Below are 15407 nucleotides of genomic sequence, written 5' to 3'. Positions count from 1 at the left end.
AATATGAGTATAAGATGAGTGATTACGTGCTTAAAGTTTAACTTAGGCAGAGGTATCCGCCGTACTACTTATTCGTTATACTCACCTACCACAATGACACAAACATTATCCAGTACCAACAAAAAGCAGTTGAGCTTCTGGCAAATCTGGAACATGAGTTTCGGGTTTTTAGGGATCCAGTTCGGCTTTGCCTTACAGAACGCCAACGTTAGTCGCATTTTTGAAACACTTGGGGGTACTGAGATCGCTTTATACTGGCTGGCAGCTCCCGTTACGGGCCTGGTCGTGCAACCCATCATCGGCTATCTGAGCGACCGCACCTGGCATATGCGTTTAGGGCGTCGCCGGCCTTTCTTTCTGATTGGTGCTGTGCTGGCTTCTGCCGCGCTGCTGGCCATGCCCAATGCCTCCCTGCTTTGGATGGCCGTCGGGATGCTGTGGATCCTGGATACGTCGATCAACCTCTCGATGGAGCCGTTTCGGGCCCTGGTAGGCGATTTGCTGCCTTCTAACCAACGAACGATGGGCTTTGCCATGCAGACATTCTTCATCGGGGTAGGCGCTGTGGTCGCCTCCATGCTGCCCTATATCTTCACGAACTGGTTTGGCATCGCCAACACGGCGCCAGAGGGTATGATTCCGCCCTCGGTGAAGTGGTCGTTTTACGTGGGGGCCATTGTTTTCTTCAGCGCAGTACTCTGGACAGTGCTGAAAACAGAGGAATACCCCCCGGAGAACATGGAGGAGTTCAGAGCCGAGAAACGGAACGCCAGCTTCGGTGACGGCGTTCGGGAGACGGTGATGGGCATTTTCAACATGCCTAAAACAATGCTGCAGTTGGCCGTGGTGCAGTTCTTTTCCTGGTTTGCGCTGTTCTCGATGTGGATCTATACCACCAGTGCCCTGACCAGCCACGTGTATGGCGCCACAGACACCACCTCTGCCCTCTATAACGAGGGTGCTGACTGGGTGGGGGTATGCTTTGCCGTATACAATGGGGTGTCTGCTGTCTTTGCGCTGCTGTTGCCCTCGCTGGCCAAAGCGACCAGCCGCCGCCATACCCACCTGATCTGCCTGGTGTTAGGAGGCATCGGCCTGATCTCGGTTTACTTTATCTCGGATCCTACCCTGCTTCTGGTTTCCATGATCGGGGTAGGCATCGCCTGGGCCAGTATCCTATCCATCCCCTACGCTATTCTGGCGGGTGCCCTCCCCGTGAAGCGCATGGGCTATTTTATGGGCGTCTTTAATTTCTTTATCGTCATCCCGCAGATCATAGCGGGTGCCATCCTGGGTTTTCTGGTGGATCAGGTGTTCGGAGGCGAAGCCATCTATGCCCTGGTGCTCGGCGGCGCATCCATGATCTTAGGAGGCTTCCTGACCCTGATTGTCAAAGACGTGGATGCAGACCTGGCGTAGCTTACCTGCCATAGACAATGGTTTTATACCCGGCCCATTAAAAAAGCCTCAGAAGCAGTAGTGCTCTGAGGCTTTTTTAATGGGTAGACTTTGTAGTTAGATGCTATTCTATCTGAACCCAGTGGTTTCAGCGGCTTGACCTAATTCTTGAATGTCCAGCTCCTGTAGCTGATTTACCGCTCCACGCCTGGGGCAGGGGCTCTCCCTTCTCAAGTTGGAATGCGTTTTCCCGCTCGGCGCTGTTTAGCTGAAGCTGCCGGAAAACCGGGGATACTGTTGCGCTGATCACATCAAAAGCAGTGTTTTAAATTGGGATAGCGCTGTAATGGTACAATGCATGTCAGAATTTCAGCGTTTTCAATCATACATGCGCAATTCAATTAAAAAACCCAGCACTCTGGTTATTTATTAAAATAAACAGGCCATACTTAAACGAGTGCTTGATGTGGCGTAGGCTGCTTAGGCGTGATGGTTTTGATGACGCGGGCCGGGTTGCCGACAGCAATAGAGTTATCCGGGATGTCCCGCACCACCACAGCGCCTGCCCCAATCCGGACATTGTTGCCGATGCGCACTTCTCCGATAATACATACATTGGATCCCAGCTCCACATTATCGCCTAGCACAGGAGAACCGGTATAAGAGCCGTCTTCGCGCCGGATATTGCCTAGGGTAGTAGAATGGCGTATAAAACAGTTCTTCCCGATAACGCTGCACCCGTTTACCACCAACGCATGCCCGTGCCCCAGGTAAAGGCCTTTGCCCACAGTTGTCCAGTGCGGTAACTCAATGCCCATAAACCACTCGACCAGTATTTTGTAAAACGCAAGGTAGGGCAGCCAAAGGATCCGCAGCAATTTATTCGTAGAGGCCGGACGCGCCAACCGGAACAGCACCATCACGATCCGGCCCTTCAAATTACCCTTGTTCGTTTCCCAATCCTGAAAAATATATGACATATGATATTTGCTATAATTTGACTTCGCTTTACGGCATCTCTCTTACCGACGTTGCCTGTTCAATCGCCAGATTCGGGGTGCCTTAACAAATAAAATACCTGCACTGATGTCTCCTATCCCTATAAATACTATTTTTCAGCAGGTTCATCTCATAGAACCCTGTATGGTATTTAATAGGCGTATCAGGCGGGTTACGACAGCTTCCCTAGCTAGCAAATTCATACCAAATGACTGATAATGAAACAGTATTCATAAAATAAACGGGTTACTTTTTTTAAGTATAAGAATAAATGCCTATAATTAAACAATTATAATAAATTATTTAACCATGATTAAGAAGACATATCTCAAAACGAAGGAATTTTGTAAGGTAAAATTCACGGTTGGAGCCGAGAATGCCGAGACAGTTGAAATCCTGGGACTTAACAATGACTGGGAGAACCCAACACCAATGAACAAGAAGAAAGGCGGCTTCTTTACTTACGATGCCTCGCTGCCTAAAAACAGCCAGCATGAGTTCCGTTATCTCATCAACAAGTCTATCTGGATGAATGAGCCGGAAGCTGACACCGAGAAGCCAAATGAATTCGGGACATGCAACAGTGTCGTGATCCTTTAGTTGCCGCGATAAACCTGCGCCTATTTAAAAAAAAAATTTACTAAGCCGGTTTTTCTGGCCCTGTAAAGGCTTGGATAAAGGAAATGTATTCATCCACCGAAAAGGCAGCTTACATGTGGTTTGCCATTTCGGTGGTTTTCGTATGATGCGGTAAGTTATAGATTACTGGAACTATAGGTGCTGTTCCAGCGCTTTTCAAGCATCTCCTTTAGGCCGTTGATCACATAGTTGAACTCACGCGTCAGGCGCATGGAGGTTTCTCTGATCAGCACCATGTTTTGCGAGTTATTCTCCAGCAGCTCCCTTCCAAAATCGATGGCGGCGCGCAGACTGTTTGCGCACATCATCTCGAGGCTGGAGTTTATTTTGTGACTGGATGTCCTGTACTCCTTTAAGTCCTGTACCAGCAGGGCGTTGTGCAGTTGCCTTTTGGCATAGTCCAAGCCTGTAATGTTCATGCGCACCAATTGCTCCAAATCATTTTCATCACCTTCCAGCAGATGTTCAAAGTTCACTAGGGTAAAATACTCCCCTTTCTGAAGGATGGCCGGTACTTTGCCCGAACTGCTGTCGCGGCGTGGCTGTTCAACAACTTTTGCTTTCCATTCCGCAGTGCTTTGCGCATAATAAGCGATCTTGTTGCGCAACTCCTCCGGATCGAAAGGCTTGTTCACGAAGTCATTCATGCCTGCCTCCTGCATTCGCTCCCTAAAATCATACTGGGCCGAGGCAGAAAGGGCAATAATCGGCAGGTGTTTATATTTGCTATCGGGTTGTTTTCGGATAACAGCGGAAGCGGTGTAGCCATCCATCTCCGGCATCTGCAAATCCATCAAAACAAGGGCGTAGTCGTGTTGCAGCGCAAGGTCTATGGCCTCAAACCCGTTGGTTGCCACATCAAAGGTTACCCCCCACTTCTCGAAGTACTTCGAGATCACCATCACGTTCACGGGATTGTCTTCCACCAGCAACAGGTATACGCCACTTATATCCTGCACCGCATAAGGGTCTATAGCTTGCCGCTTTTCTTCCACGGTGCTTTCCTCCCCGATCTTTAACTGGAGGTGAAAACTGAATGTGGTGCCTTTTCCGTGCACGCTCTCTACAGTCAGTTTGCTCCCGTAAAGCTGTAGCAGTTTCTGGCTGATGCTCAAGCCCAACCCTGTCCCGCCATACTTCAGGTTGATATCGTAGTCGGCCTGGGTAAATTCCTGGAATATCTTCTCTAGTTTGTCTTCGGGTATACCGATGCCTGTGTCCACCACCTGAAAAGCCAGCAGGACATCCTCGGGTGTCGATTTTAGCACGCGTACCTTCAGGATCACCGTGCCCTCACTCGTGAATTTGATTGCGTTGCTGAGCAGGTTTGTGAGCACCTGGCTGATTTTGATGGGGTCACCGATTAGCTGAGCCGGCAGGCGCTTGTCTATTTCGGCTTTCAGCGACAGGCCTTTTTCCTCGGCGGTAACACTAAGCCCATACAGCAGCGAATCCACCAGCTCCTTCAGGTTCATGTCGCGCTCCGCCAGCTCTACCCGCCCCGACTCAATTTTGCTGTAGTCCAGGATGTCGTTGATGAGGTGCAGCAGGTTATCGGCCGACAGCTTCAGGGTGCTGATAAACTCTTTCTGCTCAGGGGTATACCGGGTGCCTTTTAACAGGTTGGCAATGCTAACGATGGCATTGAGTGGCGTGCGAATCTCATGGCTGACAGTAGACAGGAACTCTGCTTTTACCTTGGAGGCAGCTTCTGCCTCTCGCTTGGCCCGTAGCAGTTCCTGCTCATACACTTTCCGGTCAGTGATGTCAAAAAAGGTGGTACGGAACAGCAGCGGCTCTCCGGTGGCGTCCTTCAGCATGCGGCTGTTAAGCAGCACCGGAAGCAGCTTGCCGTTTTTGCACCTCAGGTCGAAGTTTACCTCATTCACATAGCCCTGCATCTGAAGAAGCGGCCCGAAATGGGTTTCATAGTACATTTTGCCCCCGATCGGGAAAAGGTCCTGTAACTTTTGCTTGCGCAGGACTTCTTCCGGCCTAAAGCCGAGCCAGTTTAAAAGCGTCGCGTTTATCTTAACGATTGTACCGTCGGGCAAAGCGGACATATACCCGCACGGCGCATGTTCATACAGATCCTCCGCACTTTCAGCAATCAGTGCACTCAATCCTCCCTCATTCAAATCATCATCCTGTACCTGCATTCGTTTTGTTATTAACCTACAAGAATGCCTTCATCGCAACTATCGTTTCCTGGGGTGCACTCAGGTTGGGGCAATGTCCGGTTGCCTTCAATACCATCAGTTCACTGTCAGCAATGTTCTGCTGGGTATAAGCGCCTACTTTCATAGGGGCGATCACGTCTTCAGAACACTGCAGGATCAGCACTTTGGCTTTAATCTTTTTCAAATCGGCACGGTTATCCGAGAGGAAAGTGGTGCGGGCGAAATGCTTGGCAATTTCAGGGTTGGTGCGGCAAAAACTGTTGGTCAGTTCCTGCCCTAACTCCGGACGGTCCGAGTTACCCATAATTACGGGAGCCATGGCAGCAGACCAGCCCAGATAGTTGCTGTCTAATGACTCCAGCAGTTCCTGTATGTCCTGCTCAGAAAACCCGCCGGTATAATCATCCTTGTTAATGTAACAGGGAGACGGGCAGATCATCACCAGTTTTTCGAAGTGCTCTGGTCTGTCAATCGCCGCCAGGGCACCGATCATCGCGCTCACCGAGTGGCCTACAAAAACGATGTCTTTTACATTTAGCGCGTCACAGATCTCGTTCACGTCATTGGCATAGCCGTGCAGCGTTTCGTATTTTACTTTGTTGAAAGCCGAGCTGTCGGACTTGCCTGCACCCACTAAATCAAACAGAACAATTTTGTAATCGTCCTGAAAAGCCGGGGTGATGTAGCGCCACATGTTCTGGTCACAGCCATAGCCGTGGGCAAAGAGCATAACTTTATCGCCGCTCCCACTTATCTGTACATTATTTCTTTTTAGAATATCCAATGTTTTAGAATTAAGTGATTTAATCACGTGTGAAGTTATTTACCCAAATGTACTAATTGTACGCTTAAGTTTTATATGCAATTATATTGCATGATAGTTTGTAGTCCGAAGCGCTAAACGCTGCATGTAGCACGTATCAAAATAATTTGTGTCAAATCCGCTGTTCCTAAGCAATTTACTGGTACACGCAACAATGAAGTTGAAGAATCAACAGTAGGTATGATTTTTTGATTATCCTATGCCCAGGAAATTTCCAGATGCATTACTAAGGTTTCCAAAGAACTCTTTTAGTTACATACCAATTAACTTTATTGTGAGTTCGCTCCAAATAGCCGAAGCTTGGTTTAAACTGTACCGCACCCTCCGTCACTTCGTCTAGCCAAACCCTTAAATAAGATGTAACAGCCTACAATCATTTAACCTTCATTCGCATACGATCACATGCAATAATAAAACGTTTTTTTGTTATATTTATTATAATAAAGTTATTATAACCAATTATATCCTGGTCTATTTTATATCTTACATTGCATAGATCGGTCCACATTTCTCCCCCCATTAGATACGGGCTATATCAAGTGCCTGGATGAATGCAGGATTTGCCCCGCTTATCCAAACATGTTGGCAGTTCGCCCTGTATGCTTTGTTCCTGCGTTTGATAGATCATGCGTCTACAGACACCGGTTGATTTTATCCTGATGGGATTCGCAAGAAAAGAGTGAAAGCGCTTTCAACGCAAATACACTTAATACCCTTGGAAGCAAAGCGAAAGTCCAGCCATCACGTGGCCGTCTGCTTAAAACCTGAAACCCACCGATACATAGGGCAGTACGTCTTCTTCCGAGACGCCCACTACTCCCTGCAGTAAAATCAGTTTGGCAGGTACCAGATAAAAGCCACCGCCATAACCGGTGTGCCATTTATCGGAAGGCATGCCCTCCGCCCACACGCGGCCAATATCATGAAAACCGATCAGGCCAACGGAGCCGGGGAAGAGATATGATTTGAAGTCAAACAGCTTGTAGCGCAGTTCCAGGTTATGGTATAACATGCTTTCGCCGGCAAAACGGAAGTTGCGGTAGCCGCGCAGGTTGTTGTTCCCACTAAGGTACAGCAACTGATAGAAATCCGGCTGCCCGATGGTGGTACCGCCCCCTACCCGGTTCGCCAACACCAGATGGCTGTTGCCTCCTGGGTTCAGGTAGAAACTGAAAGCTGCCTGCGCCTGCCCGAAGCTGTTCCTGGCGTCATCTAACTGCTTCATGGCTTTTACCAACAAATCAAAATGCACCCCGCTAGACGGTAGCATTTTATCTGAACGCGTGTCCAGTTCAAGCCCCGTAACAGCACCCGCGAAGAGTTTTCCGGAGAAGATGCGCTCTGCAGGGCGTTGCTCCTGATAAGACACGATAAAGCGCCCCTCGTTGTCCGAAGCCTCATTGTTGTAAACCTGGGCAGCGAGTCCAGCATTAAGCTTTAGATGCGGCCCCATGTTGCGGTGCAGTTTTATTTCAGAAGTTACAAAGTCGTAGCGGGTGCGGTAGTAGCGGATGGGCCTGTCCCCCACTTCCAGAAAGTTGGTCTCGTTGCCGATACCGAAGAAATTGCTTGTATTGTTTGGGGCGCGCCCGTCCACATCCACCGACAAGCTCGTTTGGCCCCATATATCCGTAAAATAGCCGTTGTACCTGAAAAAGGTCGCATTGGTAGCAAGGGCATGGCCCAGCAGCAGCCGGTGTCGGGCCGCAAAGGGCTTTTTGCGGAAACCGTGCCTGGTATACAGCAGGCCTGCACCAACCAACACCCCATCGTCCAGGTTATACCCCACCGTCAGTAGGGGCATCACCACATCATACTCAAATGCCCGTGGATCAAATTCATTGATCGCATCGTTTTTAGCTGTGCGGATTTTGGCAAGCGATGCCTTCGGGAACACATCGTCCTCGTCTGAGCGGTCATAGATGTATAACCTTTGCCTGTTGCGAAAGCTATCCTCCACCTGAAACGTGTCGTCGCTGCCCCCGCCAACCAGCCTCACCTTAATAGGCGTCTTTGCCTGCCCCTTCACCACAAATGTGTCATCATCGCCCCTTCCGTAAAGGCGCACCTCCTTGGTTACCGCGGGGTCAAAGGTGCGTTGGTAGAGCAGCCTCCCTCGTTTGTCATTGTCCACTTTCTTGTGAATACTGACAGTTAGAGGCCCGTTTTCGTTTCCGTAGCTTATCTTAAACAACTCGTCTTTATCCGAAGCGGCCACATCCACGGTTTTTGCCAGGAAGCGGTAGTACCGCATGGCCTGCTCCATCAGGTTGTCGCGCCGCGCCAATAGCTTCGAGGCGATTTCCTTCCCCGACAAGCGGTAGATCGGGTCAGGCAACCGGCGAACTGCCTCCTGAATCAACTGGTCGGTCAGGGCCTGCTGCACGTTCTTCACCTGCGCCTGCCATTCCGACTCGCTAAGCCCGTTCAGGAACAGCCTGTCAAAGTAGCGGGCATTAAAATTATACCCTTCAATATCCCTGATCTTCTCATCAAACCCCTGAAACTTGGGCATGATCCACTTTCGGGAAGCCACTGTCGGGATGACGCCGGTATTCACAAAAAAAACCTGGTCCCGATCGCGGGGCAAGGGCAGGTATAAGTCGCCTAACGAATCCTCGCGCTCCACCCAGCGCCACTGGTCATCGTGCCGGTCCCAGTCGCCGATCACGATGTCAAGCAGCCTGGCCCGTAGCACCAGGGTTTGTTCCACGCGGTTGTCGTTGTCGTCTTCCAGCTCTTCCAGTACTTTCTCGGTATTGTCGGTGTCTCTGGCCAGGAGCGGCTCCCGCTCTTCAAACAGGTATACCTTCTCGGCAAACTCTTTTCTGTATTCTCCCAGGGCCTGGTCGTCGGGGAGGTATACGACCTCCGGGTTGGCGTGGGGCACCCCCAGGGCTTTGGCTAGCGGTGGCACCACCAGGGCCCCGAACGGGTGGGATGCAGAGATCTGGTCCTGCACAATGGATTTGGCCACAGTGGCGCGCAGGTTCTCAGGCAGGGCTAATCCGGGGTCTTTCTGGATCGTGCGCAGCACCCACTCGTTACCGTCCGCGTCTTCGAGCCGCAGTGATTTCGTCTGCTGCCCACCGCCCTGCTTCAGGATCTTCATCCCCCCTCTTTCCGCGCCCATGTTAAACACGCGCATTTTGACGGGCGTTGCCCAGATGGTGCGGTAGTTCTCGCCAAACCAGTACCGGTGGGCGTTGCTAACATCATTGTATTCAGGGGCAATGGCAAGGGTGATGCTATCTGGGAAAGCCGTTTGGCTGAAGCTTTGAGAGGCACTACCTAAGCAGATACTAAGCGATAAGGCGCTTAGCTTAATAAACTTTAGCAGCATATAGGGTTTAAATGTGTATGAAGCACATGTACGGAAAAAGAGGCATCACAGTCAACCTGATCTGCTGTTTGCCCCCAGGCAATCCAGGCCAAGGCCACCGAAGTATGCTGATAATGCATACTTCGGCCTAACCAAGGGGGTATAAACACAGCAGCCGCCAGCAGGACTTCCTGCTGGCGGCTGCTGTGTTAAGGATACTTTCATAAGGCTATGCCCTGACCAGTCCGTTGCTCTTCACGAGCCATTTATAACTGGTAAGCTCTTCCAGGGCCATAGGGCCTCGTGCATGCAGCTTCTGGGTACTGATGCCTATCTCGGCACCTAAACCAAACTGGGAGCCGTCTGTGAAGGCGGTAGAAGTATTCGCGTAAACGGCAGCGGCATCCACGGCACGCATAAACTGGTCTACATGCTCCTCGTTTTCCGAGATAATGGCCTCACTGTGCTGCGAGGTATGGGCGTTGATATGGTCAATCGCCTCGTCCAGGCTGGCAACTGTTTTAACCGCCATTTTCAGCGACAGGAACTCTGTGCCGAAGTGCTCGTCGGTAGCCGGGTGCAGCAGGTTTTCCGGGTAAGTAGCCTTCAGTACACCGTAGGCAGGCGCATCGGCAAACACCTCCACTTGCTTCTCGGCCAGACCCTTGCCAATCGCCGTGAGGTCTGCCAGCCTGCTTTGGTGAATCACCAGGCTGTCCAGGGCATTGCACACGCTTACCCGGCGGGTCTTGGCATTCACCACGATCTCTTTGCCTTTCTCCAGGTCGGCAAACTCATCGAAGTAAGTATGCACAATGCCTGCGCCGGTTTCGATCACAGGGACTTTGGAGTTTTCGCGCACATAATTGATCAAGCCCTGGCTTCCGCGCGGGATAATCACGTCCACATACTCCACAGCGTGCAGCATTTCGTGCGTGGCCTCGCGGTCTGGCGGAAGCAGTTGCACAATGTTCGTATCGACGCCATGCTGCGCCAGCACTTCATGAATCAGCTTCACGATCGCCACATTCGATTCGTTGGCATCGCTGCCGCCTTTCAGGAGCAGGGCATTGCCTGAACGAAGGCAAAGGCTGAAAACGTCAAATGTCACGTTTGGCCGGGCCTCGTAAATAATACCGATCACGCCGAGCGGCACGGATACTTTCTTCAGCTGCAGGCCATTCTCCAGGCTACGCTCCGACAGCACCCTGCCAAGCGGCGAAGGCAATTTGGCCACGCTGCGCAGATCGGCGGCGATGCCTGCGATACGGTCAGCGGTCAGCTTCAGCCGGTCGTATTTGGGGTCATCAGCGTCCATGCGGTCCAGGTCCCTTTGGTTCGCGGCCAGGATGGTATCGGTAGCCTCCACTGCCCGCGACGCCAGGTCCTCGAGCACCTGCACGACTTTTTCCTCTGGCAATAGGCTCAGCTTTCTGCTGGCCTGCTTAACACTGCTAAAAACCTGTTGTAAACTCATATTGTTAGACACTGTGGTATTCAAATAAATAAAGATAATCGTAATGTACGATAGGTTTTTGATTACTCAAACCTATTCTCTCGGTTGCTTTCTTAGAGCCGTACTCTGCTTTTCCGAGGCCCAGGCGTTCGCCCTGCTCATCGGTCACCCGGATGATGTCCCCTTTCGAGAAGTTGCCTGACACGGCTACGATGCCCACCGGAAGCAAGCTGTTGGCGTCATCGGAATGCAGGGCCTCTTTCGCCCCCGCGTTAATCACCACTTCGCCCTTGGTGTAGTTATCGCTGTGAGCGACCCACTTCTTCAGGCCCGGCTTCATCGACTCCGGCTCAAAATAGGTAGCCGTCAGTTCGTTATTGTAAAAATCGACCAGCACATTGTCGCGGTTACCGTTGGCAATAAACACATGGATACCCAGGTAAGCGGCCTTCTTGGCCATCTTCATCTTGCTCTGCATCCCCCCGCGCCCAAACGACGACTTGGAGGAAGATACATAGCGGCCCATACCCCTGCTTCGGCTGGCTACGCGCTCTATGAGTATGGAGGCAGGGTCATCGGGGTGCCCTTTATAGATACCGTCCACATTGGTCAGCAGCAACAGGGTGTCGGCGTCGATCATGGCGGCGGTCATACTGGCCAGCTCATCGTTGTCCGTAAACATAAGCTCCGTTACAGCCACAGCATCGTTCTCATTGATGATCGGGATGATGTTGTGGTTTAGCAGGCCCGTCAGGCACCCTTTGATGTTCAGGAAGTGCCGTCGCGACAGGAAATCCTGGGGCGTTACGACAATTTGCGCTACCTGGTGGCCTGCCTCGCGAAAGAGGTCCTTGTAAGAGTGAATGATGTCGATCTGCCCGACTGAGGCCAGGATCTGCCGCTGCACGACAGCCTCCGTTTTTTCATCAAACGTGATGTTGTTGCGGGCAAAGGCAACCGCCCCCGAAGAGACGAGCACTACTTGAACGCCTTTCTCCTTCAAATAAACAATCTGGCCGACAATTTTGGCCATTCGTTCTTTGTCTGGTGAGCCGTCTGCTTTGGTCAGTACATTAGAACCGACTTTCACGACGACCCGCTGAGGTTGATAATCCATGTTTGTTTTTGCTGATGTATAAATAGGCAGCGGGCAGAAAACCACTGTTAACTGCCGCGCTGTCAGGCTTTAAAAAGTATTGTAGTACAGAAGCACCCCGCCTGGCTGCTTAAGCAGCCAGGCGGGGTGCTTGGGAGGAGCGCCGATTGGTTAGCCTTCCGGGAACAGTCTGTGAAAGAGAAATGGCGTGCCTTACTTCAAGAGATCCTGCAAGGCACCCAGGGTAATTCTATCGTTGCTATTGCTGCCTGCGCTTTTCTCGCGCTGCTCTTTTAGGGTAAGGATACGCTGATGCGACTCTACCAGTCCTTTGATCACGGCAGAACTCAGGCCCTGGTGCTCCATCTCGTTCAGGCCGGTAATCGTGCAGCCCTCCGGAGTGGTTACCTTATCAATTTCCTGCTCTGGGTGCGATCGGTTGATCTTAAGTAGCGTGGAAGCGCCTTTACTTACCTGTACGGCAATCTTCTGGGCGTCCTCGGCATCCAGCCCCAACTGAATCCCACCCTGCGTTACAGCCCGGATGAACCGCATGTTAAACGCGATACCGCTGGAACAAAGTACCGTGGCACCGGCCATCAGTTCCTCCTCGATCACCAGGGTTTCGCCAAGGCAGTTGAATATTTCCTGCACGTCATCCTCCACACCGGCTGCTCGCGTGTTGAAAGCAAGGCTGGTCATGGACTCATGCACCGATATAGCGGTGTTTGGCATGCACCTTACAATCGGGAAGTCTCCCGCCAGGTCATAAATGTTTTCGATCGTGACCCCGGCGATTACGCTCATCAGTACATGCTTCTCAGGGTCCAGGTCAGGCTTGATGGCGTTGAGGACATGCTCTAATTGAGCGGGCTGCACACAAAGCCGGGCTGCACACAAAGCAATATATACCGGCAATTCTTCACTGCAAAGTTATTGTCGCTGGTCACGTGCAGGCCTTTATCTTTGAGATGTTGTAGTGATTTCGTGTTTCTCCTGGTCACATAGATATTCTCCGGCTCATATTTCCCATTGCTCAAAAGTCCTTCTGCAATGGCTTTTCCAAGATTACCTGCTCCCAGGATGGCTACGTTATCAATCTGCATGCTAATGTGTTTTTTGTTTGTTCGGTGAATATAAATGTCAGGCGATTGTTGAATTGCCTGACTGCAAAAGTACAAAAAAATGAGGTGGATAAAAAATAGACAGGGTGTTACGCACCACTGGGACACTGTTTCTGAAGTCGTTTCACATAGCCAATCTATATAGCTAATTATACCGTGTAAATTGCGGTAATATTAGCGCTTCATGATATGATGCGTGCATAAGGACCACTGGCACACAAAATCACATCAAATTGAAATAAAGGGATTTACACGCGCCTAACAACTTACTAAACGAACTGATCATTTCACTTTTAAGCCTAATCAAATTAGTCTTCGCATTTTTGATTTAATATTGATCTAAAATCATGCTTGCATGAGCTTTTATTTTATTTTTAAATTAAGCCGCACTTTTATATCAAGTTGGCAAAAAAGCATGGTATAGCCCTGGCGTGGCGTGCAAGCAACCACAACGGGAAATTGCAATTTTCTACTATTACACACCCTTCAACTTACGTCAGGGGGAGGTGCTAAACCGCTGCGTTAATTTGCCTGCGCTACTGCGCCTGCCCTAAGAAACTGACAACTAAAAACGCCTCGCCAGCGGTGTAGCCTATCGCACGGTGGTCCTGAATTTATGCCATCGCCAGCGGTTTAATGTTTTGGTTGCTTCGGAACAGGTTTTGTGGGTCATACTTCGACTTGATATGGACGAGACGGTCGTAGTTCGGGCCATAGGCAGAGCCAATGCGGCTCGCATCATCCTGCGTCATGAAATTGACATAAACACCACCGGTGGCATAAGGGGCCGTTGCCTCGTAGAAGTCCCGCGCCCACAAAATGCAGGCATCGTCCTGAGCGGCATCGTCCCAGCGGGTGTGCACATTCATCACATAGTTAGCGGTGCGGTGCGGATAAGCAGTCGCATCCGGGGCAACCTCGTTCATCTTGCCGCCTACCTGACCGATGAAGATTTCTGTTTGCGATGACGGCAGTTTTTTGGAAAAGGCAATCAGTTGTTCAATCACCTCATCCGACAGCGATTCGAAATTGTGGGACTTCCAGTAGTTGCGGGAGCCCGGCGTCAGCAACGGATCAAAGGCTTGCTGCCACTTGATAAAGGGGTGTGGACCGATCACATCCACAATTGGTCTCATAAATTCACGAAGCGGCTTGAACACCTTTTCGCCTTCCTGCATGTTGCCCGTGTGGAAAGCAGCCAATATAATCACAAGCTTCCCGTGCCACTGCTCGGGTAAAAAAGGCAACGGGGGCGCATAGCGCGTGATAGCCCATACGGTGGATTCGTTGGAAAGCTTAGCGGAAAACGCGCGGTAGTAATCCAGGACTTTTTTAGTTTCCTCAAACGGGTATATTAAGAGCCCGGACAGGACTTCGGGCCCCACTGGGTGCAGCTTAAACTCAAAAGAGGTGACGATGCCAAAATTCCCGCCCCCTCCTCTTATGGCCCAGAACAAATCAGGGTGCTGCTGCTCGTTGGTGTGCAGCAATTTCCCATCTGCCGTTACCAAATCCGCGCTGAGCAGGTTATCAATGGTCATCCCGTATTTTCGGCTTATCCACCCGAAACCTCCCCCAAGGGTTAGTCCGGCTATACCTGTCGTAGAACTCACGCCAATTGGGGTAGCCAGGCCAAAAGCCTGCGCTTCCTGGTCGAAGTCACCCAGCGTACAGCCTGGCTGCACCCGTGCCGTCCTGTTTTCCGGGTCTATCCTGATTCCCTTCATCGGCTTTAGGTCAATCATCAAACCGCCCTCCGTTAAGGCGCTGCCTGCAATGTTGTGGCCAGCGCCGCGCACCGATACTAACAACCGATGCTCTGCCGCCAATTGCACGGCCTGTTGCACATCGGCCGTGCCTGCGCATTGCACAATTAAACTAGGGCGTTTATCTATCATACTGTTCCAGATTGCCCGGACTTCATCATAATTTGATGCATCCGGGGTTACCACCTCACCCCGCAGTTTATCTGAAAACTGGTTAAGCGCTTCTGACGACAGTTGCTTTGTACCACCGTCTATTGTTTTGACATTATACTCCTTCATCACAGCCTCCTGTTCTAAAATGTTACTTTATACATTTTAATTTATACGTTATCTATTTCAATACCCGTATAACTTACCTCAGTATAAACTTAGCTTTGCCACAAATAATCAACTGTTTATCAGTAATTTACACTAAACAACACGCATGTATATAGGTATAAGCTACTACAGCGTGGAGCGCACGTAGTATGAATTTAAAATAGCTTTCCTCAGGTAGGGGAGCAAAAGCCAGACGGTAAAAATCAGCGGTCACAGGTAAAGAAACAGGGCTACTACAACGCCAGACGCGGTATTAAATTAGATGTAGGCATATCCACCCTATCAC

11 protein-coding genes are annotated in these 15407 nt (G+C 50.6%); 2 read left to right on the top strand and 9 right to left on the bottom strand.

Going from position 1 to position 15407, the window contains the following annotated elements:
• Positions 1-93: 93 nt before the first annotated feature.
• The gene (locus tag ACXYMU_RS11085) at positions 94-1419 is read left to right on the top strand and encodes an MFS transporter (RefSeq protein ID WP_458986456.1); all 1326 of its coding nucleotides are present in this window, start codon (positions 94-96) and stop codon (positions 1417-1419) included.
• Between the two features lie 428 nt (positions 1420-1847).
• Here ACXYMU_RS11085 and ACXYMU_RS11080 read toward each other — a convergent pair whose 3' ends face one another.
• Entirely contained in the window at positions 1848-2378 is a 531-nt protein-coding gene (locus ACXYMU_RS11080; protein WP_458986455.1) for a serine acetyltransferase, read from the bottom strand.
• Positions 2379-2706: 328 nt separating this feature from the next.
• Between ACXYMU_RS11080 and ACXYMU_RS11075 the strand changes: the two genes are divergently transcribed.
• Positions 2707-2997, top strand: coding sequence for an isoamylase early set domain-containing protein (locus tag ACXYMU_RS11075; RefSeq protein ID WP_458986454.1), 291 nt, complete (start codon positions 2707-2709; stop codon positions 2995-2997).
• Positions 2998-3152: 155 nt separating this feature from the next.
• Here ACXYMU_RS11075 and ACXYMU_RS11070 read toward each other — a convergent pair whose 3' ends face one another.
• The 8 genes from ACXYMU_RS11070 to ACXYMU_RS11035 form a co-directional block, all read right to left on the bottom strand.
• Positions 3153-5195, bottom strand: coding sequence for a PAS domain-containing hybrid sensor histidine kinase/response regulator (locus tag ACXYMU_RS11070; RefSeq protein ID WP_458986453.1), 2043 nt, complete (start codon positions 5193-5195; stop codon positions 3153-3155).
• Between the two features lie 16 nt (positions 5196-5211).
• Positions 5212-5946, bottom strand: a complete 735-nt coding sequence (locus tag ACXYMU_RS11065) for an alpha/beta fold hydrolase (RefSeq protein ID WP_458986452.1) — start codon at positions 5944-5946, stop codon at positions 5212-5214.
• Positions 5947-6796: 850 nt separating this feature from the next.
• Positions 6797-9382 (bottom strand): BamA/TamA family outer membrane protein, encoded by a 2586-nt coding sequence (locus ACXYMU_RS11060; RefSeq protein ID WP_458986451.1) that lies wholly within the window; start codon positions 9380-9382, stop codon positions 6797-6799.
• 208 nt (positions 9383-9590) lie between these two features.
• The gene (locus ACXYMU_RS11055) at positions 9591-10838 is read right to left on the bottom strand and encodes a glutamate-5-semialdehyde dehydrogenase (protein WP_458986450.1); all 1248 of its coding nucleotides are present in this window, start codon (positions 10836-10838) and stop codon (positions 9591-9593) included.
• Positions 10839-10842: 4 nt separating this feature from the next.
• The gene (proB, locus tag ACXYMU_RS11050; RefSeq protein WP_458986449.1) at positions 10843-11934 is read right to left on the bottom strand and encodes a glutamate 5-kinase; all 1092 of its coding nucleotides are present in this window, start codon (positions 11932-11934) and stop codon (positions 10843-10845) included.
• 192 nt (positions 11935-12126) lie between these two features.
• Entirely contained in the window at positions 12127-12792 is a 666-nt protein-coding gene (locus tag ACXYMU_RS11045) for a pyrroline-5-carboxylate reductase family protein (protein WP_458986448.1), read from the bottom strand.
• Entirely contained in the window at positions 12774-13019 is a 246-nt protein-coding gene (locus tag ACXYMU_RS11040; RefSeq protein WP_458986447.1) for a pyrroline-5-carboxylate reductase family protein, read from the bottom strand. Before ACXYMU_RS11040 ends, ACXYMU_RS11045 begins: the two co-directional genes overlap by 19 nt.
• Before the next feature lie 632 nt (positions 13020-13651).
• On the bottom strand, positions 13652-15082 hold the full coding sequence (locus ACXYMU_RS11035; RefSeq protein WP_458986446.1) for an FAD-binding oxidoreductase: 1431 nt from the start codon (positions 15080-15082) through the stop codon (positions 13652-13654).
• Between the last annotated feature and the right edge of the window lie 325 nt (positions 15083-15407).

The organism is Pontibacter sp. CAU 1760 (genome assembly GCF_054482735.1).
The sequence above is the reverse complement of the archived record's forward strand: the minus strand, read 5'-3'. Positions and strand labels throughout refer to the sequence as shown.